19 protein-coding genes and 1 tRNA gene are annotated in these 23,979 nt (G+C 67.7%); 10 read left to right on the forward strand and 10 right to left on the reverse strand.

The genetic code is table 11. The features are described 5' to 3' along the window. Positions 1–34: 34 nt before the first annotated feature. Together F4X41_06765 and F4X41_06770 are read right to left on the reverse strand one after the other, a co-directional pair. The gene (locus tag F4X41_06765) at positions 35–1,996 is read right to left on the reverse strand and encodes a S9 family peptidase (protein MYB16721.1); all 1,962 of its coding nucleotides are present in this window, start codon (positions 1,994–1,996) and stop codon (positions 35–37) included. 75 nt (positions 1,997–2,071) lie between these two features. After that, complete coding sequence (locus F4X41_06770) at positions 2,072–2,818, reverse strand: hypothetical protein (GenBank protein ID MYB16722.1); 747 nt, start codon at positions 2,816–2,818, stop codon at positions 2,072–2,074. Positions 2,819–2,877: 59 nt separating this feature from the next. Here F4X41_06770 and F4X41_06775 point away from each other — a divergent pair, with 59 nt between their 5' ends. Further along, a complete protein-coding gene (locus F4X41_06775; GenBank protein ID MYB16723.1) occupies positions 2,878–3,927 on the forward strand; it encodes an ATP-dependent 6-phosphofructokinase in 1,050 nt (349 codons plus the stop codon). A gap of 107 nt (positions 3,928–4,034) precedes the next feature. Here the strand turns inward: F4X41_06775 and F4X41_06780 are convergent, their stop codons facing one another. The 3 genes from F4X41_06780 to F4X41_06790 form a co-directional block, all read right to left on the reverse strand. After that, positions 4,035–5,033 (reverse strand): acetyl-CoA carboxylase carboxyltransferase subunit alpha, encoded by a 999-nt coding sequence (locus F4X41_06780; protein ID MYB16724.1) that lies wholly within the window; start codon positions 5,031–5,033, stop codon positions 4,035–4,037. Further along, on the reverse strand, positions 5,030–5,812 hold the full coding sequence (locus tag F4X41_06785; protein MYB16725.1) for an acetyl-CoA carboxylase carboxyl transferase subunit beta: 783 nt from the start codon (positions 5,810–5,812) through the stop codon (positions 5,030–5,032). The genes F4X41_06780 and F4X41_06785 overlap by 4 nt, the downstream gene beginning before the upstream one ends. A 156-nt stretch (positions 5,813–5,968) precedes the next feature. Next, positions 5,969–8,014 (reverse strand): ATP-dependent Clp protease ATP-binding subunit, encoded by a 2,046-nt coding sequence (locus F4X41_06790; protein MYB16726.1) that lies wholly within the window; start codon positions 8,012–8,014, stop codon positions 5,969–5,971. A 366-nt stretch (positions 8,015–8,380) separates the two neighbouring features. Here F4X41_06790 and moaC point away from each other — a divergent pair, with 366 nt between their 5' ends. The 6 genes from moaC (at position 8,381) to F4X41_06820 (ending at position 13,751) form a co-directional block, all read left to right on the forward strand. Then, positions 8,381–8,851, forward strand: a complete 471-nt coding sequence (gene moaC / locus F4X41_06795; protein MYB16727.1) for a cyclic pyranopterin monophosphate synthase MoaC — start codon at positions 8,381–8,383, stop codon at positions 8,849–8,851. 4 nt (positions 8,852–8,855) lie between these two features. After that, complete coding sequence (gene gyrA, locus F4X41_06800) at positions 8,856–11,378, forward strand: DNA gyrase subunit A (protein MYB16728.1); 2,523 nt, start codon at positions 8,856–8,858, stop codon at positions 11,376–11,378. Positions 11,379–11,753: 375 nt separating this feature from the next. Continuing rightward, positions 11,754–11,826: transfer RNA gene (locus F4X41_06805), tRNA-Lys, on the forward strand. Positions 11,827–11,971: 145 nt separating this feature from the next. Beyond that, complete coding sequence (locus F4X41_06810; GenBank protein ID MYB16729.1) at positions 11,972–12,337, forward strand: hypothetical protein; 366 nt, start codon at positions 11,972–11,974, stop codon at positions 12,335–12,337. 101 nt (positions 12,338–12,438) lie between these two features. Beyond that, the gene (locus F4X41_06815) at positions 12,439–13,299 is read left to right on the forward strand and encodes a DegV family protein (protein MYB16730.1); all 861 of its coding nucleotides are present in this window, start codon (positions 12,439–12,441) and stop codon (positions 13,297–13,299) included. After that, positions 13,296–13,751: a hypothetical protein gene (locus tag F4X41_06820; protein MYB16731.1), complete on the forward strand. Its 456-nt coding sequence runs from the start codon at positions 13,296–13,298 to the stop codon at positions 13,749–13,751. Before F4X41_06815 ends, F4X41_06820 begins: the two co-directional genes overlap by 4 nt. Here the strand turns inward: F4X41_06820 and F4X41_06825 are convergent. From F4X41_06825 to F4X41_06845, 5 genes are read right to left on the reverse strand one after another with little or no spacing between them, the layout of a single operon-like run. Then, the gene (locus F4X41_06825; GenBank protein ID MYB16732.1) at positions 13,748–16,291 is read right to left on the reverse strand and encodes an SMC family ATPase; all 2,544 of its coding nucleotides are present in this window, start codon (positions 16,289–16,291) and stop codon (positions 13,748–13,750) included. The genes F4X41_06820 and F4X41_06825 overlap by 4 nt on opposite strands. Beyond that, entirely contained in the window at positions 16,278–17,450 is a 1,173-nt protein-coding gene (locus tag F4X41_06830) for an exonuclease SbcCD subunit D (protein ID MYB16733.1), read from the reverse strand. Before F4X41_06830 ends, F4X41_06825 begins: the two co-directional genes overlap by 14 nt. A gap of 6 nt (positions 17,451–17,456) precedes the next feature. Continuing rightward, complete coding sequence (locus F4X41_06835; GenBank protein MYB16734.1) at positions 17,457–19,172, reverse strand: ATP-binding protein; 1,716 nt, start codon at positions 19,170–19,172, stop codon at positions 17,457–17,459. Further along, the gene (locus F4X41_06840; GenBank protein MYB16735.1) at positions 19,169–20,170 is read right to left on the reverse strand and encodes a hypothetical protein; all 1,002 of its coding nucleotides are present in this window, start codon (positions 20,168–20,170) and stop codon (positions 19,169–19,171) included. The genes F4X41_06835 and F4X41_06840 overlap by 4 nt, the downstream gene beginning before the upstream one ends. A 40-nt stretch (positions 20,171–20,210) precedes the next feature. Beyond that, complete coding sequence (locus tag F4X41_06845) at positions 20,211–20,981, reverse strand: glucose 1-dehydrogenase (protein ID MYB16736.1); 771 nt, start codon at positions 20,979–20,981, stop codon at positions 20,211–20,213. A 180-nt stretch (positions 20,982–21,161) separates the two neighbouring features. Here F4X41_06845 and F4X41_06850 point away from each other — a divergent pair, with 180 nt between their 5' ends. From F4X41_06850 to F4X41_06860, 3 genes are all read left to right on the forward strand, one after another. Next, positions 21,162–21,902 (forward strand): class I SAM-dependent methyltransferase, encoded by a 741-nt coding sequence (locus F4X41_06850; protein MYB16737.1) that lies wholly within the window; start codon positions 21,162–21,164, stop codon positions 21,900–21,902. An 81-nt stretch (positions 21,903–21,983) separates the two neighbouring features. Continuing rightward, positions 21,984–22,367: a VOC family protein gene (locus F4X41_06855; GenBank protein ID MYB16738.1), complete on the forward strand. Its 384-nt coding sequence runs from the start codon at positions 21,984–21,986 to the stop codon at positions 22,365–22,367. Between the two features lie 30 nt (positions 22,368–22,397). Beyond that, complete coding sequence (locus tag F4X41_06860; GenBank protein ID MYB16739.1) at positions 22,398–23,909, forward strand: sulfatase-like hydrolase/transferase; 1,512 nt, start codon at positions 22,398–22,400, stop codon at positions 23,907–23,909. The last annotated feature ends 70 nt before the right edge of the window (positions 23,910–23,979 follow it).

The raw sequence follows: 23,979 nt of genomic DNA on the forward strand, positions 1-23,979 counted from the left end.
AACCGGACACCGAGATCTTGAGGGCAGGAGGCAACTAGAGGTTCGCGATCTCGACCGGCTCGATGTCCCCGGCCGGCGCGAACCCGAAGATCCGGCCGTAGAAAGAAAGTTCCGCCTCGGCAGCGCGCTGGATGTTGGCCGCCTGCCGGAACCCGTGCTGCTCGCCGGCGAACGGCAGGTAGGCGACCGGCAGACCCTTGCGGCGCAGTTCCTCCACCATCCGCTCGGCCTGGTCGGGGGGCACGATCTTGTCTTCAAGGCCCTGCAGGAAGACGACCGGGCAGGACAGCCGGTCGACCGCGTTGATCGGCGAGCGCCGCCGATAGAGATCCGCCCGCTCGGGGTAGGGCCCGATCAGCGAGTCGAGGTAGCGCGACTCGAACTTGTGCGTGTCCTGCGCCAGGGCCGCCACGTCCGAGACGCCGAAGTAGGAGGCGCCGGCCGTGAACACTTCGCCGAAGGTCAGCGCGCACAGGGTCGTATAGCCGCCCGCCGAACCGCCGCGAATGGCCAGCCGCTTACCGTCGACACAACCGCGGTCGACCAGGTGTCTGGCGGCCGCTTCGCAGTCTTCGCGGTCGAAGACCCCCCAGTTGCCGTTCAGCAGGCGACGGTAGGCAGTGCCGAAACCGGTCGAACCGCGGTAATTGACGTCGACCACCGCGAAACCGCGCGTGGTCCAGAACTGGACGGCGAGGCTGAAGCCGGCGCCGGTCGCGCCGGTCGGGCCGCCGTGGATGAAAGTGAGCAACGGCGGCAGCTCGCCGGCAGGCGCCGCGAACCTCGGATTGTTCGGCGGGTAGTAGAAGGCGTGCGCGGCCTGGCCTCCTGCGGTGGGGAATGTGATCGCCTCGGCCTCGGAAACAAAGGAAGGGTCGAGGTCTGGGCCCGACGAGGCGCGGAGCGTCTCGACCTCCCCGTTGCGCGGGTCGATGGCGACGATCGCGGTCCCGACGGCGGGACCGGCGGCGGCTAAGACGATCCGGCCCCGGCAGGCGGCGGTGAAATGTCCGAACGCGTTAAACGGAGTCTTGATCTCGCTCAACTCGCCCGATTCGACGTCCAGCACTCCGAGCCGGTGCCCGTCCGCGTTGGCGTACTGGGTGGCCAGGCGGCGCTCGTCCAGTACCGCGTAGGTGGACATCGAGAATTCCCACTGCGGCTGCCCGAACTCGGCCGGCAGGCAATTTACGGGCGCGAACCCGTCGCCGTCCCAGCGCTGGATATTCCACCAGCCGGAGTGGTCGGAGACGAAAAACAGAGTCCCGTCCGGGCCCCACTGCGGCTCGATGACGGAGACCTCGCCCCCGGCGTCGCCGGCGATCCGGCGCGACCCGAGCAGCCCGCCGTCAGCGGCGATTTCGGCCAGCCAGAGCTCGGTCGCGTCCCAGGGCATGTTCGGATGGTTCCAGCAGGTCCAGGCCAGCAGGCGGCCGTCGGGGCTCAGGCGCGGCGATGAATAGAAGTCGAAGCCGGCGTGCAGCTTGGTAGGTTCCGCCTCCGCCCCGTCGGTTGTCACCGCGGCCAGGTAGTTCTCGGCCTCGAGTCCCTCCCGGCGGTGGTCCTCCACGACGCAGATCAGCCGGTCGCGGCGATCGTCGACGCTGGCGTCGGCATAGCGCAGCGGGCCCTCGGGGGTCAGCGGAATCGCCTCTTCCGAGCCGTCCACGGGCCGACGGTAGAGGCGCTGGTCGGCAAAGTTCGAGTAGTAGCTCACGCCGTTGGAGACCGCGAACGAGCCGCCGCCGTATTCGTGGACCAGGGTGCGGGCGCTGTGCTGGGGCGGGGAGACCTCCGCCAACTCGCCGCTCCCGGTGTAGCGCATCGCCGCGTAGCGACCCTGCTCATCGGGCCGCGATTCGACCCAGTACAGGTCGTCGCCATCGACATCGATTTCATCGAAACGCAGGGCGCCCTCGGTCAGCATCGCCGGGTCGATTGGCGACTCCCAGGAACCGTAGGGAGCTATCTGCGGATCGGCCGAGTCCTTACCCATGGATGCCCGTCACTTGCTCTCTGAACCTGCAATCATCGCAGGCCGGCTCCCGGGACCCGAGCGCCGTCGGGGCCCTCAGGGCGATACCTCGACCAGCTCCAGCAGGTGGGACTTCGGGGGGCAACGCCAGCGCCAGGGGACGGTCGACCAGCCCAATCCGGCGCTGACGTGACAGAGGTACCCGTCCAGGAGCATTACCCCCTGCGCGTCCGGCAGTCGATTGCGGGTGTTGGTGGAGACGGGCAGCAACGGCGGACAGACCTGCCCGCCGTGGGTGTGGCCGCTCAGGGCCAGGTCGCTGCGCCGGCCGCCGAGATCGAAGACCCCGTCCGGGGTGTGGATGAGCAGCAGGACCCCCAGGCTTTCGTCAACGCCGGCGTAGGCGACGGCAAGGTCGTGCCGGTAGTGGTAGGGATCATCGGTCCCGACCAGGTTGAACCGGGTCCCGGCGTGTTCGAGCACCAGGCTCCGGTTGACCAGCAGCTCCACGTCCCAGCGCTCGAAACCCTCCTCGAACACGCCGGGCGGGAGCTGGCGGTCGTGGTTTCCGGGACAGGCGTAGATTCCCAGCTTCGGCGAAAGCCCGGCCAGGGCCCGGCCCAGCGGATCCATGCCGTCGGGGCGCTCAACCAAATCTCCGGTGAGGCAGACGATGTCACAGTCGACGCCGGCCAGGTCCCCGACCGCGCGGACGGCCGCCGAGCCGGCGCCGCGGGCGTGGATGTCGGAGAGGTGCAGGATGCGCAGGCCCGCCAATCCGCTCCCTGGCGGCAGCGGCAGGGTGAGGGTTTCAAACTCCATTGCCGGCCGATCGGCGCGCATTGTTCATCATTTGGATTGCCGACCTTCGTCAAAAGATCCACCCGAAAGTTTGAATTGCGATGGCAGAAAGGCAGATACGAACCATCGGTCTGCTCACCGGCGGCGGCGACTGCTGCGGCCTCAACGCAGCAATCCGCGCAGTCGTTCTGCAGGCTTCCCGGCGCGGCTGGACCGTCCGCGGTTACCGGAACGGTTGGGCCGGCGCGCTGGAGGACGACTACTCCGAGCTAGTCCCCGAGGACGTTGCCGAAATCATCTACCAGGGCGGGACCATGCTGGGCACTTCGCGCACCGATCCGCGCCGCGACGATGCCACCTACGCCCGTGTCACCCGCCTGTTCGACCCCGGCGGGATCGACGCCCTGGTGGCGATCGGCGGCGACGACACGCTCTCGGTGGCCGCCCAGCTGGCCGCCGACGGCTACCCGGTGGTCGGGGCCCCCAAAACGATGGACAACGACGTGACCGGGACCAACTACTGCATCGGTTTCCATACCGCGATCACCCGCGTGACCGAAGCCATCGACAGCCTGCGCACCACCGCCCGCTCGCACCGCCGCGCGATCGTGGTCGAGACCATGGGCCGCGACGCCGGTTGGGTGGCGGCTTACGCCGGAATAGCGGCCGGCGCCGACTATGTGCTGTTGCCCGAGACCGAGACCGACGTAGCCGACGTGATCGCGGTGCTGGGGCGCCGCCACGCGGCCGGGCAGCCTTACGCGCTGGTGGTCGTCTCCGAGGGTGCCCAGGTCGCGGGTCTGGGCGACACATCAGCCCGGGTCGACGAGCGCGACCAGTTTGGTCACGAACTGCTGGCGACCCGCCGGCTGGCCGCCCGGCTGGCTACCGCGATCTCCGAAGGAACCCCTTATTCGACCCGCGAAGTCGTTCTCGGGCACACCCAGCGAGGCGGCACGGTAAGCGCCTACGACCGGGTCCTGGGCACGCGCCTCGGGCGCGGCGCGGTGGCGCTGGCCGAACGCGGTCGCTGGGGGCACATGCCGGCGCTGGTGAACCAGACGATCGTCGATTTCCCGCTCGACGCCGCGGTCGGGACCAACCGCAAACTGACCGCCCAGCTGTTGGACGTGGTTGAGGACTTTCAGTAGTTGGGCCGTCCGCGCCGGGCGATGCCGCCCGCGGTTACCGACTAAACCGCGCTTTTCCGTTCCCGGCCCATGACGCTCCCAGCGTCCGGACGCAAGCCGGGCGCCGGTCAGCCTCGGTTCGGACCACCATCCTCGTCCGGCCCGCTCTTGCCGGCCGTGGGGTCGCGGCGCAGGTGTTCAACCCCCATGGCGCGGTACTTGGCGTGGCGTGCTTCCAGCAGGCTGGCGGTCTGAATAGCGGTCAATTCGTCCAATTGCGCCGTCAACGTCTCACGCAGCAACCGGGCCGCCTCTTGACCGTCGGTGTGGGCCCCTCCGGGCGGTTCGGCGACGATTCCATCAATTACCCCGAGCTCGATCAGGTGCCGCGGGGTCAGCTTCAGCGCCTCGGCCGCGGTCTCGGCGTACTTGTAATCACGCCAGACGATGCTGGCCGCGCCCTCCGGCGAGGCCACCGAATAGATGGTGTTCTCCTGCATCAGGACCCGGTCGCCCATTCCCAGGGCCAGCGCTCCGCCGGAGCCGCCCTCGCCGATCACGATCGTCAGGATCGGGGTCCTCAGGCCCGCCATCGTCAGCAGGTTGTCGGCGATGGCCCAGGCCTGGCCGCGTTCCTCGGCCTCCAGCACCGGGCTGGCGCCGGGTATGTCGAGCAGAGTTATCACCGGCAGGGCGAATTTTTCGGCCAGCAGCATCAGCCGGCGCGCTTTGCGGAAACCCTCCGGGCTGGCCATGCCGAAATTGCGCGCCAGGTTGTCGCGCGCGTCGGACCCCTTCTGGTGGCCGATCAGCATCACCGACTGCTCGCCCAGCCTCGCCGGCCCGCCGACGATCGCCGGATCGTCGCCGAAGTTGCGGTCGCCGTGAAGTTCGATAAAGCCCGAAAAGCACCAGTTGGCGTAATCGAGAGTGTGCGGGCGGTCGGGGTGCCGCGCCAGCTGCACCCGGTCCCAGTCGGTAAGTTCGGCAAACACCGCGTCGGTCTCGTTCTTTAAGCGCTGCTTCAGGCGCTCGATCCTCCCCGGCGAGCCGTTGCCGTCGCGCTGCAGCTCGTCCAGTTCGGCGCGCAGTTGCGAAAGCCCCAGCTCGAATTCCAGGATCGTCACGCCGACGCCTCCGCGGCGACCTTTTCCTGCGGGGCAAGGAGTTCGAGCAGGCCGACGATCGTGGAGCGCTGCGCGCGGCGCGGCACGACCAGGTCGATCATCCCGCGCTTCTGCATGAACTCGGCGCTCTGGGCGTCGGCGGGCAGCTTCTGCTTGGCGATCTGCTCAATCAGCCGCCGCCCGGTGAATCCGACCGTGGCCCCCGGTTCGGCCACGATCACGTCGGCCAGCGAGGCGAAGCTCGCCGTCACCCCGGCTAGGGTCGGGTCGGTCATCAGCGAGATGTAGAGTCCGCCACCGCGGCCGAACCGCTCCAGGGCGGCGGCGGTCTTGGCCATCTGCATCAGTGAGAGCATGCCCTCCTGCATCCGTGCCCCGCCCGAGCAGGAGCAGATCAGGAGCGGGATTCGTTCGGCCTCGGCCAGCTCGATCGCCAGCGCGACCTTCTCGCCCACGACGGTGCCCATCGACGCGCCCAGGAACCGGAAATCGATCAGCGCCAGAGCAATCGGCCGGCCTCCGACCAGCCCGCGCCCGGCGATTGCGGCCTCGCTGAGGCCGGTGCGCTCGCGGTAGCGGGCCAGGTGATCGCCGTAGCTGAGTTCGCCGCGCTTAAAGCCCAGCGGGTCGCCGGTAACCAGGTCCTGGCCAACCTGTTCGAAATCGGACTCCTCGTCGAGGAGGATTTCAAGCCGCTGAAAGACTCCGATTCGCCCGTGCCAGTTGCAGCGCGGACAAACGTGAAGGTTCTGTTCGAACTCGCGGCGCCGGTGCAGCATCCGTTTGCAGCCGCCGCACTCTACCCACAGGTCGGGCCCCTTGCCGGACCCCCGGCCAAGTAGTTTCAATCCTCCGCCTTACCTAGGTCGTTCCGCCACATCCCAGACCGCACGAACATAGCACATAGATTAGCCGCGCGGTCGCGGCCAAATCTCCTAAACCGGCTCCGCCGCCGACTCGGTCACTTCGAACCGTCCGTCCGCGTATCCCACCTCGAAGTCACGCGGGCCGTCCTGGCCGGCGGCGATCATGGCCGCAGCCAGTTGCTCTTCTATCTCGTGCTCGACCGCTGCCCGCAGCGGCCTGGCCCCGTTGCCGGCTTCCAGGGCGCGCGCGATCAGCGCCTCCAGAACCGCGCCGGAGAACTCGATCCGGGCGCCCTGCCCATCGGCCCGTCGGGCCACCGCCGCCAAGAGCCGCCGCGCGATTTCGCGGTAGTCCTCCTCGGCCAGCTCGCGGAAGGGAACGATGCGATCGATCCGGTTCACAAATTCCGGCGCCAGGCGGCGGCGCAACTCGCCGGCCAGGCGGTCGGGATCGACCGGCTCGATGCGGCCCGGACCGGACCCTGCGAACCCGATTCCACCGCCGCCGCGCCCGCCGGCGGTGGTCGAAAGCAGAACGATCGCGTGGCGGAAATCAGCCTTGCGCCCGGCCGCGTCGGTGAGCGCCCCGGTGTCCATGATCTGGAGCAGGAGGGAGAGCACTTGCGGGTGCGCCTTTTCAATTTCGTCGAAAAGGACCACGCAATACGGCTCGCGACGCACGGCCTCGGTCAGGCGGCCGGCCTCGTCGTAGCCGACATAGCCCGGCGGCGCGCCGATAAGGCGCGAGACCGAGAACGGTTCGCTCAGTTCGGACATGTCGATCCGCACCAGCTTGTCGCGGCTGCCGGACACGAATTCGGCCAGCAGCTCGGAAAGCTCGCTCTTGCCCACCCCGGAGGGGCCGGCCAGCAGCAGGACCCCTATCGGCCGCTCCCGCGCCTTCAGGCCGGCGGCGGCCCGTTTGAGCGAATTGGCGACTTCGCGCGCCGCCTGCTCCTGGCCGACCAGGGACCGGCGCAGTCGCGTTTCCAGTTCCAGGTACCGGCCCGACTCGGTCGCGGTCAGATCGGCCAGGTTGATCCCGGTCGCCCCGGCAACTACCTCCGCAATTGCCTTCTCGCCAATGGGGGTCGCGCTCTGCTGCAGACGGCGGTACCAGCGGCGGCGGGCCACGATCAATTTCTCGCGCAGCCGCGATTCGGCGGCAAATTCGGCCAACAGGTCCGCCTGGTCGCCGTCGACCGCCAGTTCGGCCCGCTTTTCGCGGAAACGGGTCAGCTCCTTGCGCATCTTCTTGATCTCGTCCGGCGGCATCAGGCGGTCGGTCTTGCGCCGCGCCAGCGCTTCGTCGATCAGGTCAATCGCCTTGTCCGGCAGCTGGCGGTCCGGGACGTAGCGATCCGAGAGCCGCACCGCGGCCTCGATCGCCTCGTCCGAGATCGGCAGGCCGTGAAACTCCTCGTAGGTCTCGCGCAGACCTTCGAGGACCGCCCGGGCATCTTCGGGGTCGGGCTCCTCCACCGCGACCGTCTGGAAGCGCCGCTGCAGGGTTGCGTCGCGCACGAAGAATCGCCGGTATTCGCGCCAGGTGGTAGCCCCGATCACCCGGATCTGGCCGCGCGCCAGGGCCGGCTTTAACAGGCCGGCGGCATCCATCGTCCCGCTGACACCCCCCGCGCCCAGGATCGAATGGATCTCGTCGATGAAGAGGATTACGTCCTTGGCCTCGGCCACTTCCTTGAGCAGCAGCTTTATCCGCTGCTCGAATTCACCGCGGTAGCGCGCCCCGGCAATCATGGCCGCAAGATCCAGGGTGATAAGGCGCTGTTCGAGCAACTGGGGCGGCACCCTGCCGGCCACGATGCGCTGCGCCAGCCCCTCGACGATCGCGGTCTTGCCGACCCCGGCGTCGCCGACGAGCAGGGGGTTGTTCTTGTTGCGCCGCAGCAGGATCTCCTGGACCCGGCGCGTCTCGGCGCCGCGCCCGATGACGCGGTCCAGGCCGCCGGCTCCGGCCCGGCGGGTCAGATCGACCCCGTACATGGCCAGCGGAGATCGACTTCGGCGGCCCTGCGAACCGCCGCGCCGGCGGGGGGAGGATCCGCGCGGGGAACGCGATCGCAGCAACCAGGGACTCGGGGCGGCGGTCGCCATCGGGGCCGGCCTAGATGCCCGGCAACGGCACCGGCAGCGAGTCCACCAGATCCTGCAGGGCGGCCGGCAGGGCGTCGCCCAGGGCGCCGTGAACGGCGAACAGGATCAGGAAGAAGGCGGCCATGGTCGCTGCATAGGCGGCGATACCCGGACCACGGCTGGCAGAACCAGACATTTGCGCATCTTTGGAAAGGTGACGGTAGCCAAAGGTTAGCGCGGCGGCGGTCCGGTCCGGAAATATCATACGAGCCTCAAACACGGAGCCCCGATTTCTTATAATTTGCTACCCGGAAAGGCACCCTTTACGCATTGATCTCCGCGCCCCAGCAACCACTCTCGCATCTTGACCAATCCGGTCGTCCGCGGATGGTCGACGTTTCCGGCAAACCCGCCACCCAGCGCAGGGCGCTGGCCGAGGGCCTGGTGACGATGAACGCGGCCGCTTTCGCGGCCGTCCAAGACTCCTCTAAGGGGTCAGGTAAGGGCAACGTCCTGTCCACCGCCGAGCTGGCCGGGGTGATGGCCGCCAAGCGCACCGCCGAACTGATCCCGCTCTGCCACCCGCTGCCGCTCACCCAGGTGAACGTCCGACTCGAACCGGAACCGGAATGGAACCGGGTCAGGGTACGGGCCAGCGTTTCGGCGCTCGCGCCCACGGGTGTCGAGATGGAGGCGCTCACCGCCGTCAGCGCGGCCGCGCTGACCGTTTACGACATGTGCAAGGCGCTCGACCGCGCGATCCGGATCGGCGGCATCCGGCTGCTGGAGAAATCCGGCGGACGCAGCGGCGACTATCGCGCCGACAACGACGCCGGTCCGGCCGGCGAGATCGCGTAGGCCTATGAACGACTCTGGCGACCTGGACCGAATCGGGCACACCGAGGACGTCGTATTCGAGAGCGAGATCGGCGCCGCCTACCTCGACTACGCCATGAGCACAATCGTCTCGCGCGCCCTGCCGGACGTGCGCGACGGCCTGAAGCCGGTCCAGCGCCGCATCCTTTATTCGATGCTCGAACTGGGCGCCCGGGCGGGCAGCCAGCACCGCAAGAGCGCCCGCATCGTTGGCGACACGATGGGTAAATTCCATCCCCACGGGGACGGGGCGATCTACGACGCCCTGGTTCACCTGGCGCAGGATTTTGCAATGCGGGTCCCGCTGGTGGACGGGCAGGGCAATTACGGATCGATCGACGACGACCCGCCGGCCGCGATGCGCTACACCGAGGCGCGGCTGAACGGGGTTTCCGAGGCCATGCTGGCCGACATCGGTCAGGACACCGTCGACTTCGTCGACAACTTCGACACGACCGCCGAAATGCCGGCGGTGCTGCCGGGCAAGTTCCCCAACCTGGTGGTCAACGGGGCGGCCGGAATCGCGGTCGGCCTGGCCACCAAGATTCCGCCGCACAACCTGGGCGAGGTCGCCGACGCCATCTGCACCCTGATCGATAACCCCGAGCTGACGGTCGACGAACTCCTCAAGATCATGCCGGGTCCCGATTTTCCGACCGGCGGAAAAATCGGCCGGCGAAACGTGAAAACCGCCTATGCGTCCGGGCGCGGCAGCATCACCATGCAGGCCCGGATCGCCCCCGAGACGGCCGACAACGGACGCGAAACGCTCATCATCTCCGAGCTGCCGTACATGGTGAAAAAGGCGCGCCTGATAGTCAAGATCGCCGAACTTGCGCAGGCCAAGGTGATCGACGACATAGTCGACATTCGCGACGAGTCCGACCGCAACGGGATGCGGATCGTGGTCGTCCTCAAGCGCAATTCATTCCCGCGCAGCGTCACCAACCAGCTGCTCAAACACACCGCCCTGCAGTCGACCTTCGGCGTGAACGCGGTCAGTCTGGTCGCCGGCCAACCCGAGACCCTGGGCATGCGCGAGATGCTCTCGCACTTCATCGACCACCGGGTCGAGGTTGTGGAGCGTCGGGCGCGCTTCGAACTGGAACGCGCCCGGGCCCGCGAACACGTGCTCGAGGGATTCCTGATCGCGCTGGACAACATCGACGAGGTGGTCGAGCTGATCCGCAACGCCCCCACTACCGACGACGCCCGCGAAGGATTGATGGAGGCCTTCGAGCTCTCCCAGATCCAGGCCAACGCAGTGTTGGACATGCAGTTAAGGCGTTTGGTTGCGCTGGAGACCCAGAAGCTGCGCGACGAGCTGGAGGAAATCCAGGCCCGCATACGCGAACTGGTCGAACTCCTCGGCGACCGCAGCAAGGTCCTGGACGTGATCAAAGAGGAGACCCAGGAGCTCAAGGCCCGCTTTGGAACGCCGCGCCGCACCCAGATCGTGGACGTGCTCTCCACCGACATGTCCGATGAGGACCTGAACCCGGACGAAGAGGTGGTGATCACCATATCTAGGAAGGGTTACGCCAAGCGCGTTCCCAGCCACGTCTTTAAGTCGCAGGGCCGCGGTGGCAAAGGCATCCGGGGGGTGGCCGTCGACCAGGACGAGGACGGGATCAACCACCTGATCCTGACCAACACGCATGCTCACCTGCTGCTGTTTACCAACCGCGGTCGGGTATTTAAGCTGCGCGGATTCGACGTCTCGCAGATGTCGCGCAGCGCGCGCGGCTACGCTCTGGCCAACCTGGTGCGGCTTGAGCGAGGCGAGGAGGTCACGGCTCCGATCGCGATCCGCAATTTCGAGGAGCACTTCAACTTGGTCTTCGGCACGGTTCGCGGATACGTCAAGCGGACCGCGCTGGCCCGCTACGCCACGGTGCGCTCCAACGGCCTCTTGGCGATGCGTCTGGAGGAAAACGACGAGTTGCGCTGGGTTCGCACCTCCAATGGCGACAACCGGGTGATGTTCCTGACCCGCAACGGCATGGGAATCCACTTTCACGAGGACGACGTGCGGATAAGCGGGCGAACCAGCGGCGGCGTTTTTGGGATCCGGCTCTCCGATGACGATTCGGTGGTCGGGATGGACCTGACAAACGACGACGATTACGTGGTCGTTATCACTTCGGGCGGATACGGCAAGAAGATGGAAATCGGCGAATTTCGCCCGCAGGGGCGCGGCGGCAAGGGGCTAAAAGCAATAAACCTGCGCCGCAAGACCGGTCACGTGGTGGCCGCGCAGGTGTTCGCAGACCCCGAAGCGCAGATGTTCCTGCTCTCCAACTCCGGCCAGATGATCCGCCAGTCGCTGGGCGAGCTGCGGACCCAGAGCCGCTATGCCCAGGGGATGATCGTCCAACGCCTCAACGAGGGCGAGGAAGTTGCCGGCCTGGCGGTTTCGGAAGAATCTATCGAAGCTGGCGAATTTGCCGATGATGCTGTCGAAAGCGTGGCCGAGCGTTCAGAAGGCACCGCCGAACCTGCAGAGTGACTCGGCGCGGTATAGCGTCGCGGCGAATTGCCCATCAATATCGCCGCCCGACGGGAAGAAATTCGGTTCGACCTCGAAATCGCTCGCAACCGGGATACAGTCTTCATCGCAGTCCAGATTGCTCCGCCCGTCGGCCCCGCGTCGATTCCGACCACACAGGAGTTTATTAAGCGAACCGGCAGGTCTTGCTCAATAACTTTCGACGTTAAATAGCGATTCCTTAATTGCCGAACCTACCACCGCTTGCAGGCCCGCCGAGGGTGGATCGCAGCTGTCTTCCCAGCAACCGTCGCCTCCTCCTTGGCCCCCGGATAACGGCGGACGGCGAAAATTACCCTTGGACTACGGCCTCGGGTTCCCCGGTGCTCTTGGTCCGGGCCGGTAGCTCAGCTGGTAGAGCAGCGGACTTTTAATCCGTTGGTCGTGGGTTCGACTCCCACCCGGCTCACCGTCGTGCTCGGCCGCCTGCCGAGCGCTCGGGATCCAGAGCGGCCAGCAAATCGATGCTTGGGGTGGAAGTCTCAGCGCGGGGAGATTTGGCAATTGATAGCACGCAGACGTGAGGTGCGAACCGGATGAGGGGTAGCGCGGCGATGAAATTGCTCCACGTCCTGATGCTTGTCTTGGGCGTCTTTCAAGTGTTGGTGGCCGGAGGCGCCGCGTTGGTCGGGAGCTTTGCCGACGGGGCCGACATCGTCTCGCGCGGCGTCTTGGTCGCGCTGCACCCGATTGCCGCGGTCGCGCTGGTCGTGGGCCTTTTGGCCCCTTCCGCCTCGCCGTCTACCCAGCGGGTCGTGCTGGCGCTGCTGGGGTTGAACATATTCGCCGACCTGGCTCTGAGCGCGTCGATCGCGCTCGGCGTGCAGCCGGGCGACGCGTTTCTCCCGCTGATATTTGCTGTAATCCCGGCCATCGGCCTCGTCTACTTCCGACAACGACACTGGGCCCCACGCTCCTGATCTGCGACCCGATCGCCACTTTGCACCGATTCGGCAAATAGAATGCGCCACCGCGCGGGCAGGGCGCAAATCGGAGCCCTCCACAGCGTGGCGAACTGTGGATGTTGAGGCAACAGATGGCGATCCGAATAGTTACTGACACAACCTGCTCGGTCCCCTCAGACGAGGTCGAACGCTACGGGATCACCGTGGTCCCGCAGCACGTGCTGTTCGGGACGACCGACTACCTGGACCAGGTCGATCTCGACTCCGACAGCTTCTACGACCTGCTTGAGACCTCGTCCGACCACCCCACAACCTCGCAGGCGACGCCGACCGAGGTGGCCGACGCCATGCGCCCGCACGTCGAGGCCGGCGACGACGTGCTCGGGATAACAATCTCCTCGAAATTGAGCGGCACCTACTCCTCATTCACCCAGGCCGCCGCCCAGTTCCCCGACGCCCACATTCACGTCTTCGACTCCTTAAACGCAACCACCGCCTCCGGGCTGCTGGTGCTGGCCGCGGCCCGCATGGTCGAAGGGGGTAGCGACGTGCACGCCATCCTCGACGAACTCGAAAAACTGCGCGATCGGACCCGTTTGGCGGTGGCGGTGCCGACGCTGGAGTACCTGCGCCGCGGCGGGCGCATCGGCAACGCCCGCGCGCTGATCGGGACGATGCTCGGATTCAAACCAATCCTGGAATTGCGCGAGGGCGAGTTGCAGCCGGTCGGCCGCGCCCGCAGCATGCGGCGGGCGATCTCCATGCTGGTTGACTTCGCCGCCGAAAACGCCCCCGACGGGGTCATCGACATCGGGTTCGTCAGCTCCGGCGATCCACGCCAGCTCGAATCATTGCGCACGGCGATCCTGGACCGGGTTCAGGTGAGTGGAAACACGCACGACGCCGAACCGCTCGCGCCGGCCATTGGCGCGCACGTGGGACGCGAGGCGCTGGCGGTCGCCTTCATCAGCGCTTGATCGCCGCCGGTTGCCAGCGGCGCGGTGGGGCGGCGCTGGCGGCAACCCTGGTACTGGCCCTGCTGCTGACCGGCTGCGGCGGGCGCCCGCACGGGGCCCTCAGCGTTACCGAACTGCACGACTTGGGCCAGGAGCGTTATCAGAGCCGCACCACCTTGACCGGCGAGGTCATTCCCGGAACCCTGCTCCGGCCGCCTCCCGGCAGCCGCATCGACCTGGTTCCGATCGGCCCCGAATCGGCGGTCGTTCAGCTGATAGACGAAAAGAACCGCGTTCAGCCGGTGTTGTTCGGGATTCTTGACGAACCCGAATACGCGGCCCTTGCCCTGCTGGCGGAAATCACCGTGACCGGCAAGGTCCATCCCACCGGCATGTACTTTGCCGACGGGGTCTACATCGAGGACGAACTCGTCCCGGTGCAGATCGCGACCATCCCGGGGATACCCGTCTAGGCGGGGACGGCGCCGGAGACGATCCTGGAACCGCCGCCCGGGCCGGCCGGCGCGCCGAGGACGATCTGATCCTCTACTCTCTCCTGCACCCCGGGGACGTGCGAGACCAGAACCACCAGGCGGTCCTCGGCCTCCGACGCCAGTCGCTCGATTCCGTCCATGGCGATGGCCAGGTGATCGGCATCGAGGCTGCCGAAACCCTCGTCCAGGAAGAAGCTGCCCAGCCGTCCGCCCTGTCCGGCTACCAGGTCGGCCAGCGCCAGCGCCAGGCTGAGCGAGGCCAGGAAGGTCTCGCCCCCGGAAAGGGTGTCCGATCCGCGCACCCGCAGTTCCGGGTCGGCGGCACCAAAGTCGACTATCTCGAACCGGTCCCCGGGCGAGAAGCCGAATCGGCCGCCGGTAAGTTCGCGGATCCGCTCCCCGCCAAGCTCGGCCAACTGGGCCCGCTTGCCGGCGAGCATGTACTTTAGGAACCGGCTGTCGCGCAGGTCTTCACCCAGGCGCTCCAGGTGACGGCGGCGGCGCTCGAGTTCCCGTTTGGCCCGCGCCAAATCGGCACCCCGCGCCGCCTTTTGCCCGAGCTCTCGCTCGCGGGCGCGCAGGGTGGCGGCCTCGGCGTGGATCCGCGCCGCGAAATCGTTGACCCCCTCGCCGGTGGGGACGTCCCACCGGGTCAGCAGATCGCGGCGCTCCTCGGCCAGCTCGGCCGCCCGACGCGTGAGCGAGTCCCGCTCGCGGGCCAACTCGCGGCGGCGTTGCCGGGCATGATCGCGCAGGCGCCGGGCCAGCTCTGCGACACCCATTTCGGGAAGGTCCGCGTCCTTCGGCCGCACCCCCATCTCCCCGGCGATCACGCTCAGCTCGAGTTCGAGCGCCTGTGCGTCGGCCCGCGCCGCCTCGCCCGCAACCCGAACATCCGCCTCGGCGGCTACCGATGAGGCGAATTCACCGGCGGCTCCGGCGGCCGCTCGGCGCAGGCCGGCAAATCGCGTTTCCAGGTCCGCCAGCGCTGATTCCGGGTCGTCGGACGAGAGAAGTCCGGCGGCGGACTCGGCGGCCCGCTCGAGACTGGCGGCCGCTTCCGCGGCGTCGGCGCGGGCCTTCTCTAACGCGCGCCGGTCTTCGCTTGCCTGAGCCGCGGCCGCTGTCCGGGTCGCCTCCAGCCCGGCCGCTTGCTCGCGCGCGGCCGCCAGCGCTTCACTGGCGCGATCCTGATCGGCGGCCGCGCGCCGGGACCGGCCCCGGGCCGTATCCAGGTCGGGATGGACGTGTCCCTCCGGCAACTGGCTGATCAGACGACCGCACACCGGGCACTCATCGTCGCGGCCCAGGTGTTCGCGCAACGTCATTGCCATGTCGGCCCGCTCCAGTTCATCCACCCTTTCCCTGGCGATCTCCAGTTCACGTCGGACCGCCCGCAGGCTCCGCTCGCGGGCGCTGGCCGCTGCGGTCGCCTCTTCCAGCTCAAGCTCCAGTCGCTCAAGTTCCCGGCGCGAGTCGGCCTGCGCCCTTGCGGCGCCTTCGAGTTCCGCTGACGATTCGGCCGCGCCCTTTCTCCGCATTGCCAGCTCGTCCACGGCCTCCCGGGCCCGCTCCAGGCCCGCCTCATCACCCAGGTCGCCCAGGAACCGCCGCATTTCGGCCTCGGTCGACTCCATCTTTTCGCGGGCGGCCCGCACCAGGTCCGCCGCTCCGCGGTTTTTTTCGGCGGCGTCGTCGGCGGCCGCGACTGCCGCCGTGATTTCTTTCTCCGGGCGCAGCCGGTTCGCGGCTCGGGAGAGCGCGCGGGCGTCCGCATCCAATCTCTCCAGCGCGCTGGCCACCTTCTGCTCGCCGGCGTCCAGATCTGCGGCCTGCGTCTGCAGCGCGCCGACCGCGGCCGCTCGTTCAGCGGCTCGTTCCAGCATGGGTTCCAGCTTTTCAATTTCGGCGGCGGCGGATTCGGACTCCTCCAGCTCGTCAGAGACCTTAGTCACATCCAGCGCCGCCGCCAGAGCCCGTTCACGCGCCAGCTGGCGCATGCGGTCGATTCGTTCCAGTCCGAACACGCCCTTCAGGACCCGGTCTTTTTCGGCCGCGGTCGCCTGCAGGAACTGCGCGAATTCGCCCTGCGGCAGCAATATCGAGCGCGAGAAGGCGGCAAAATCCATGCCCAGGATTTCCTCAATGCGGGCATTGACGTTGCGCGCGCCGCTGAGCAGCTCCACGGTGTTGCGGCCGTCGGGCTCCGAGTAGGGGTAAAGCGCCGCGGTGCCGGCACCGCGGCGGCGCGCCAGCCGTTCCACCTCCCAGGCGCTCGCGCCCACCCTGAACCGCAGCCTCACCGACATCTCGACGGCCTCCTGGTTGATCAGTGCCGCCGAAGCGCGCCCCAGTTTCGGGGTCTGCCCGTAGAGGGCGTAGGCAACCGCATCCAGGATCGATGTCTTGCCGGCCCCGATCGGCCCGGCCACCGCCACCAGGCGCCGGCCGGCGAAGGAGAAGCTGTGCCTACCCTGAAAGGACCTAAAGTCCTTGAGCGTCAGCTCAATCGGACGCATTGGTCACCGTCGCGTAAACCCTGCGGAATTCCTCCAGGAGCGGTTGGGGAGGTTCGCCGCCGACACTCGAGCGCACGTACTCGGCGTAGATCTCGGTCCAGTCGCGGTCGATTCGGTGACCCGGCTCCTGGGATTGGCCGCCGGCCGCAACCGGGTGGGCGCGCACGAGCCGCGGAAACGTCTCGGCCGCGCGCTGCAACAACGCCCGCGGGGCGTCAGCGCCGGTTACGGTCAGCGAGAGGTAGTCGCCGCCGAACTCTTCGCGCCGTGCCACCAGCTCGTCCCAGTTGCCGCTGACCGAGCGCAGCCGCCGGCCCGGCGGCACGTCGATCGGCTCCACCGCGGCGCTGCGGTCGGGCGCGACGTCGATCAGAACCACCTGCTTGCGGTCTTTCCGTTCCCCGAAATCCAGCGCCAGCGGCGATCCGGCGTAGCGGGCCAGTCCGGGCGCGGGCACCCTCTGCGCGGCATGAATGTGCCCCAGGGCGGTGTACTGGGCGACCTGCGGCAACTGCTGGCCGGAGACCACGTAGGCGTTGCCGATGGTCAGGGTGCGTTCGCCGCGCGGTTCGCGTCCGGACCCGCTGAGCGAGAGGACCGCCCCGTCAGTGGCCAGATGCCCCATGAGCAGCCGCACGCAATCGGGATAGTCGGCCAGTCCCCGGTCCAGCGCCGACATGACCGCCCCCAGGCGCTGCTTGTAGGCGCCGTGCCGCTCGCCGCTCTCGGCAAAAAAATCGACCACCGCGTGCTCGCGCAGGTACGGACAGCACGCCACCGCCGCGGGACCGGAGCGGGTCTGGACCCGCAGGATCCCGCCCTGTTGGGGCCCGCGCGGGCGCCCGACCAGGTGGACGCCGTGCAGTTCCGAGAAACGGTTGAGGTTTTCAAAGTAATCGGCCGAATCGTGGTTTCCGGCGATCGCCACCACCTGTGCGCCCAGCCCGGTCAGGCGCTGCAGCGCCTCGGTGGCCAGCGACACCGCGTGGTTGGGTGGCGATGGCGTGTCGAACAGGTCGCCGGCGATCAGCACCAGGTCGACCGACCGCTGTTCGCAGATCTCGACCAGCCAGTTAACGAATTGGCCCATCTCCGCGTAGCGTTCGAACCGGCCCAGCTTCTTGCCCAGGTGCCAGTCGGCGGTGTGGAGGACCCTCATGCCCGGCTAGGCAAGGCCGGCGAAAGGATCGGCCGCCGGGTCGTCGGCGACCTCGTCGGCGCGCGTGGCCCACGGCACGCGCGGGAAGCGCAGCGTCAGCGGCACGGGCACGGTCGGCTGCTGCAGGACCATCTGCCCGGGGCGCAGCAGCCGCGCCCGCTGGCGCATGGAAGGCAGCATCCAGCCGTACTGGTCGTGCATCACTTCGGCCGCGTCCATGCGTCCGACGACCTTGATCGCGGCGTTGTCCAGCACCGAGGCGTCGACCCGCGATGCGCTCTGCTGGGCGCCCACCAGCAGCACCCCCAGCGAGCGGCCGCGTTGGGCGATGTCGACCAGCATCTCCTTGATCGGCGAATCGCCGCTGCGCGGCGCGTACTTGTTCAGTTCGTCCAGCATCACCACCGAGAGCGGCAGCCGCGTGCCGGTGCGTTCCTTTTCCTCGAAGGTCTCCTTGAGCAGCGCGCCGACCACGAATCGCTGGGCGTGCTCGTGAAGGTTGGCGATCGAGACCACCGTCAGGTTGGCCAGGCCGCGGTCGATGCCGCGCGGCGGGCCGCAGCGCACCAGCCGGCCCAGCCGCATCGGGGAGGCGGCCGCCAGCAGGCGGCGCATGAACGCCGAAATGGTCCCTGCGGCCACCCGGCCGGTCCAGGCGTAATCGGCTTCCTGGTCGTCCTCGGGTTCAAGCTTCTGCCCGATTGCCCGGGCCAGCGAACCAAGGTCCTCGATCCGGTTTCCGTCCAGCACCAGCGCCCCGTTCCGGCCGGCCGCCTGGCATTCGCGCTGCAGGCGGGTGCGGACCCGCTCCTCGACGAATCCGAGCTGCGAGCGCTCGTCGGCGGGGTCGGCGAACACGAACCGCAACAGTCCCTGTTTCACGAACTCGCGCGGCGTCCAGTAGAAGGCCCCGACGCCGTCCTGGCGCCCGGCCACGTCGGGAACGACGGTGTCCGGCGCGGCCGGGGCGGCCGGCGCCCAGAAGGAGACGCTCGGTCCCGAGCCGGCGCCGCCGGCCAGGGCGAACGGGCCGGCTTCGGTCCCGAGCCGGCGCCAGGCGCGCTCGTCCTCGGCGGAGAACTGGTTCGAGCGCTTGTCCAGCCAGAGCAGATCCTCGCCCTTGACGTTGAAGACCAGAACCCTGGTGTTGGCCGCCTCCGGGCCCAGTCCGCCGCTGACCAGCAGCCGCAGGAAGAAAAGCGCGTAGGTGGTCTTGGTGGCCACTCCGGAAATGCCCGAGATCGACATGTGCCCGCCGCTGTCGCCGTCGAAGTAGCGCACGTCGATAAAGACCGGTTCGCCGCGGGTGTCGACTCCGACCGCCAGTGGCCGGCTCATCGTGTCGTGGTAGATCGCCTGGCGGCGACGCTCGCCGGCGACCCTGAATACCGGCGCGCCGGGGCTGGGAGCGACCCAGACCTCCGGCAGTATCCGGGTGACGGCGATCTGTGCCGATCGGACCAACTGCGCCGGCCGCAGGCCCTCGTCGCTGATGCGGTGGGTGTCGGACTGGTACTGGGCCCCCTCCAGGGTGGCGTGGTTCTCGGTCACGATCCCGAACGTCAGGACCGGGTCCGGGATGCCGGGCACCGTGCTCTGCACGCAGACCAGGTCGTCAACCGCGAGGTGGGCCTGCGGATCCAGAGCGACCACGAACTCGCCGCTGGCCGAGGGTTCGATCCCGCTGACCAGGCCGACGCGCTGGTCGAGCCCGCCGCTCACTCCCCGTCCTCCCACGCCCGCACCGCCAGCTCGATCGCGCGCCGCAGCAATCCGGCGTCGCCCAGCTCGCGTCGCAGCTGCCATTCCAGGGCGGCGATCGGGCCCAGATTCTGGGGCGAGCGCGCCTCGCGCCAGGGCGGCAGGACCGCGCGCGGCAGCAGCGCCGTCGCCTGGTCGGCCAATTGCGCCGCGCGCTGAGGGCCAAGCGCGGCCGAGACCTCGCAGCGGGCAACTCCCGCCCAGGGCGGGGCGTCAACGTCGGCGGACAGGCCCAGGTACCAGGAATAGACCTCGACCGCGCCTCCGATGGCAAAGAGCGGCGTGCGCTGACCCGCCGCCAACTCGCCCGCCAGGCGACGCTGCGCCTGATCCTGCAGATAGGTGCGGTGATGCGACTTGATGTATCCGATCACCTCGACGTCGCCCAGCCGGCCCAGCCGGCCGTCGGCTACCAGCATTCCGGCGCCGGTGTCCGCGTCGCGCGTGATCCCGAGCTCCAGCTCGCGCATTCGCTGGTTGAGCGCCGCGCTCAGTCCGGGTAGGTCGTGGGCCGGGCTCGATATCGACTCGAACTTGACCCCGTCGGCCGCGGGAAGCTTGATCATCTTGCCGTTCCCGAACAGGCAGACCCGCCGCGCGCGAACCACGCCAAAGTGCGAACGGGCCGGACCGGCGTCCGGTTCCCAGGTGCAGCTGCCGGCCGCGATCGAGGCGCACAGTCCGGGCACCGCGACCCCATCCGGACCCTGGTGATAGAGCCGCGCGTGGGTCCTGCGAACTCCGTCGACGAACGTGACTGGCGGGGCCGCAGACGGCCCCGCCGGCGCCAGCGCGGTCCAGGGCCCGTCGGTCTCTACGGTTACGTCGACGTCATCTGGTTCGGCCTGATCCGGTGCGGGCAGATCGGCTTCCAATAGAGCGCTGGAATGGTCCCAGGGGTCCAGGTATAGGCTGTCCGTCCGGGCCCTTCGGGTGGTCTGGTTAGCGGTTGCGTTCAATCTGCCAGAAGTTGCCGTACTGCCCTTTGCGCCATGCGCATCAGAGCATGTGGAGCCCGCCGCAGATGTTCACCGACTGGCCGGTCATGTAATCCGAGTCGGGCGAAGCCAGGAAGCTGACGAAATTGGCTACGTCCTCGGGCTGTTCGACGCGCCCCAGGGGAATCTGGTCGATTGCCGCCTGCAATCCGGCGCCGAGCTCGCGGCCCATCAGGTCGCTGCGGACCTTGTCCATATAGACCCACATGTCGGTATCGACGATCCCCGGGCAGTAAGCGTTGACGGTGACGCCGAATTCGGCCATGTCGTGGGCCAGCGCCTGGGTCAGTCCCACGACCGCGAACTTCGAGGCGCAGTAGATCGCGTTGTCCTTGCTGCCGCGGTGGCCGGCGATCGAGGCGCAGTTGATGATCTTGCCGCTGCGCTGCCGCTTCATGGTCGGCACCACCGCCCGGTTGCAGCGCCAGACGCCCAGAGTGTTTACATCCAGAATCTTCTGGAATTTTTCAATGTCCAATTCCTCCGGCGGACCGGCGATGATGATGCCGGCGTTGGCCACCAGGACATCGATCCTTCCGTAGCTGTCCAGGATCTGGCCGATGTTGGAATCAGTCGATTCCTGATCGGTCACGTCGCCGTACATGGCCAGCGCCGCGCCGCCGGCGGACTCGATTTCCGCGGCCACTTCCTGCGCCGCGGCAAGGTCCAGGTCGCTCAGGCAGACGGTCAGGCCGTCGGCCGCCAGGCGCCGCGCGATCGCCGCGCCGAGTCCCCGACCCGAACCGGTTATCCAGGCCACACGCGAATCCATCGGTTTTCTCCTTATTGGGGCATCGATCGGGCGGCCGGGCGAACCCTCGGTCGACATCGGGAAGCAACTGCGCCGGAACCAGGTCCGGCCGACCCAATTTTGGGGTTAACCGGGCCCGCGCCCCGCCCCCGGATCCGGACTGCAGTCGGACTGCTCCGATGCGGGCTGTACAGTCTTTTGATGGAAAACGACGCATCCACGTACGGCGACCGCTGGGCCGAGGTCTACGACCAGGTCCATGCCCACCTTGACACCCCCGAAGCAGTCGATCCCGCAATCAAAATCCTCGCCGAACTGGCCGGCGACGGCCCGGCGCTAGAGCTGGGGATCGGCACCGGGCGCATTGCCCTGCCGATGGCGCGGCGCGGAGTGAACGTCGAAGGATTGGATGCATCCGCGGCCATGATTGAAAAAATGCGCCAGAAACCGGGCGGGGCCGATATTCCGGTGCACCTCGGTGACTTCGCCCGGTTCGATCTGGGGACGTCGTATTCGCTGGTATTTGTTGTTTTCAACACATTTTTTGCCCTCACCAGTCAGGACGAGCAGGTCAGTTGCCTGCAGTCGGTCGGTCGCCACCTTGTCGACGACGGGGCCCTGGTGATCGAGGCCTTCGTACCCGACATGGGCCGCTTCGAGCGCGGCCAGCACATCTCGGCCGGAAACATAGCGCCAGACAGCGTCTCCGTCAATCTCGACCGCCACGATCCGGTCACCCAGTCGGTTGTTTCTTCACATCTGCGCCTCTCGTCCGCCGGAATAGAGATCTTCCCGGTGGAAATCCGTTACGCCTGGCCCTCCGAGCTCGATCTAATGGCCCGGCTGGCCGGATTGCGGTTGCGTTCGCGTTGGGCCGATTGGCACCGCTCCCCCTTCACGGCCGCCAGTCCCGGCCACATCTCGGTCTACGAGCGCGATTGATTCGGCCGCGGCCCAACCGACGGGTTACAGGAAAATTTTTGGAATGAATGCCGCCAGTCCGGTCAAAGGTCTCGCATACCCATGAACACGTTCCTCCACACCCGCATCCGGGTCGCCGACCTGGAAAATTCGATCAGCTTCTACGAGGAACACTTCGGTTTCGTCGTCAAATCGCGCAGCGCCCGTTCGCCGCACGGAAACCAGATCGCGCACCTCGAATTGCCCGGCAACGCCCACACCCTCGAGCTGACCTATTCGCCCGATTACGATCTCGCCGTTCCCGAGGACCTCATGCACTTTGCGATCGGCGTCGACGACCTGACAGCCTACTGCGAGGGCCTGGAGCAAAAAGGCGTCGAGATCTGGCCGGACGACTGGCGATCGGCGTTCGCCAACCTGAAAATGGCGTTCATCGACGACCCCGACGGGTATGAAATCGAGTTGCTGGAGAACAGCGCCGACTAGAACAACCCGCACCGGTCCAGGAGCCGGCCTGTGGCGACGCCCAACGTCGTCCTGATCGTCTATGACCAGCTGGCGGCGTCCTGGCTGGAAGCCGGCCTGCGCGGGGCGGCCGACCTGCCGAACTTTGCCCGCCTGGCCGGCCAAGGCACCTATTTCTCACGCTGCTTCTCGACCAACCCGGTCTGCAGCCCGGCCCGCGCCAGCATCGCCACCGGCCTGCGCTCCAGCGCCCACGGCGTCATGCAGCTGGGCTATGCGCTCTCGCCCGAACTGCCCACTTTCATGGGAGCGCTTTCCGAGGCCGGTTGGCACACCGCCGCCTGCGGCAAGCTGCACCTGCGGCCCCACTGGGAGAGCCTGGAACCCGACTACCGACCCTACGGGTTCAGCGAACAGCACATCACCGAGGACCCGCGCGGCGGAGCCTGGCTCGACTGGGTCCGGGCCGAGCATCCCGAGCACTTCCGCGCGGTCCTGACCACCATCTGGGCGCGCGAGATGGACGAGTTTTCCGAATACGGCCCGCAGCGCGAAAACCTCGCCGAGCTGATGGCCGGCCTGCCGATGCCGGGCAACGTTTACGAACTGCCGTTTCCGGCCAGGGTTTCACAGTCCAACTGGATCACCGACCGCGCCCTTGATTCGATCGCCTCTACCCCTCCCGGCCAATCGCTGCTCTGCCAGATCGGCTACGTCCAGCCACATAATCCCTATGCTCCGCCGCGCGGTTTCCGGCGATTCGTCAACTTCGATTACGTCCCCGAACCGGTGCCGGCGGCCTGGCGCGACGACCCACTCGCTCCGCCGGCCTTCAGCGCCCGCGCCGCGGTGGCGGAGAAGTACGAATGGCGCGCCGCGCGCGAGCACTATTTCGCCGACATGGTGCACCTTGACCGCCAGCTGGGGCGGGTCCTGGACGGGCTGGCGGACGCCGGGCGCCAGCGCGACACCTACGTGATCGCGCTGGCCGATCACGGCGACCTGCTGCTCGATCACGGCCTGATTTTCAAGGACAGCTTCCACTATGACGCCTGCGTCCGGGTGCCGCTGCTGATCAGCGGGCCGGGCCTGGCGCAAGGGCAGGTCTGCGACGATTTGGCCGCTATCGAGGACATCTACCCGACGATCTTGGAGGCCGCCGGCCTACCCTGTCCAATGCCGGACGAGCGGCGCCCGGTCCCCGGGCAGCCGGCCGCCCCTTTCTGCGCGGGCAGGTCGCTGCTCGAACTGGCCCGCGGCCGGACCCCGTCCGACTGGCGCGAGGCGGTATTCATCGAGTCGTTTAACAACCTGGACTCGCGCTTGCCGGGCAATTGGGTCAAGACGGTCCGCACTGTCGACGCCCGCTATTCGCTGTACGGGGAGGGGGCGGGCGAGCAGCTGTTCGACCTTGCGGCCGACCCCGACGAGCAGGAAAATCTAGCAGCCGACCCAACCCACCGCCGGTTCCGCCAGCAGATGCGAGACCTGCTGCTCCAGCACCTGCTGGTCGAGCGCTACCCGCACCCGCCGCGCGATCTTTTCCGGCTCGGCGTTCACTGATCGCGGCCAGACAGGGCCGCACGAATCTCCGATAGCCCCCAGGACAGCCGATGATCGCTTTTCTCCGACG

The sequence above is a fragment of the Chloroflexota bacterium genome, assembly GCA_009840625.1.
GTDB lineage: Bacteria > Chloroflexota > UBA11872 > UBA11872 > VXNJ01 > VXNJ01.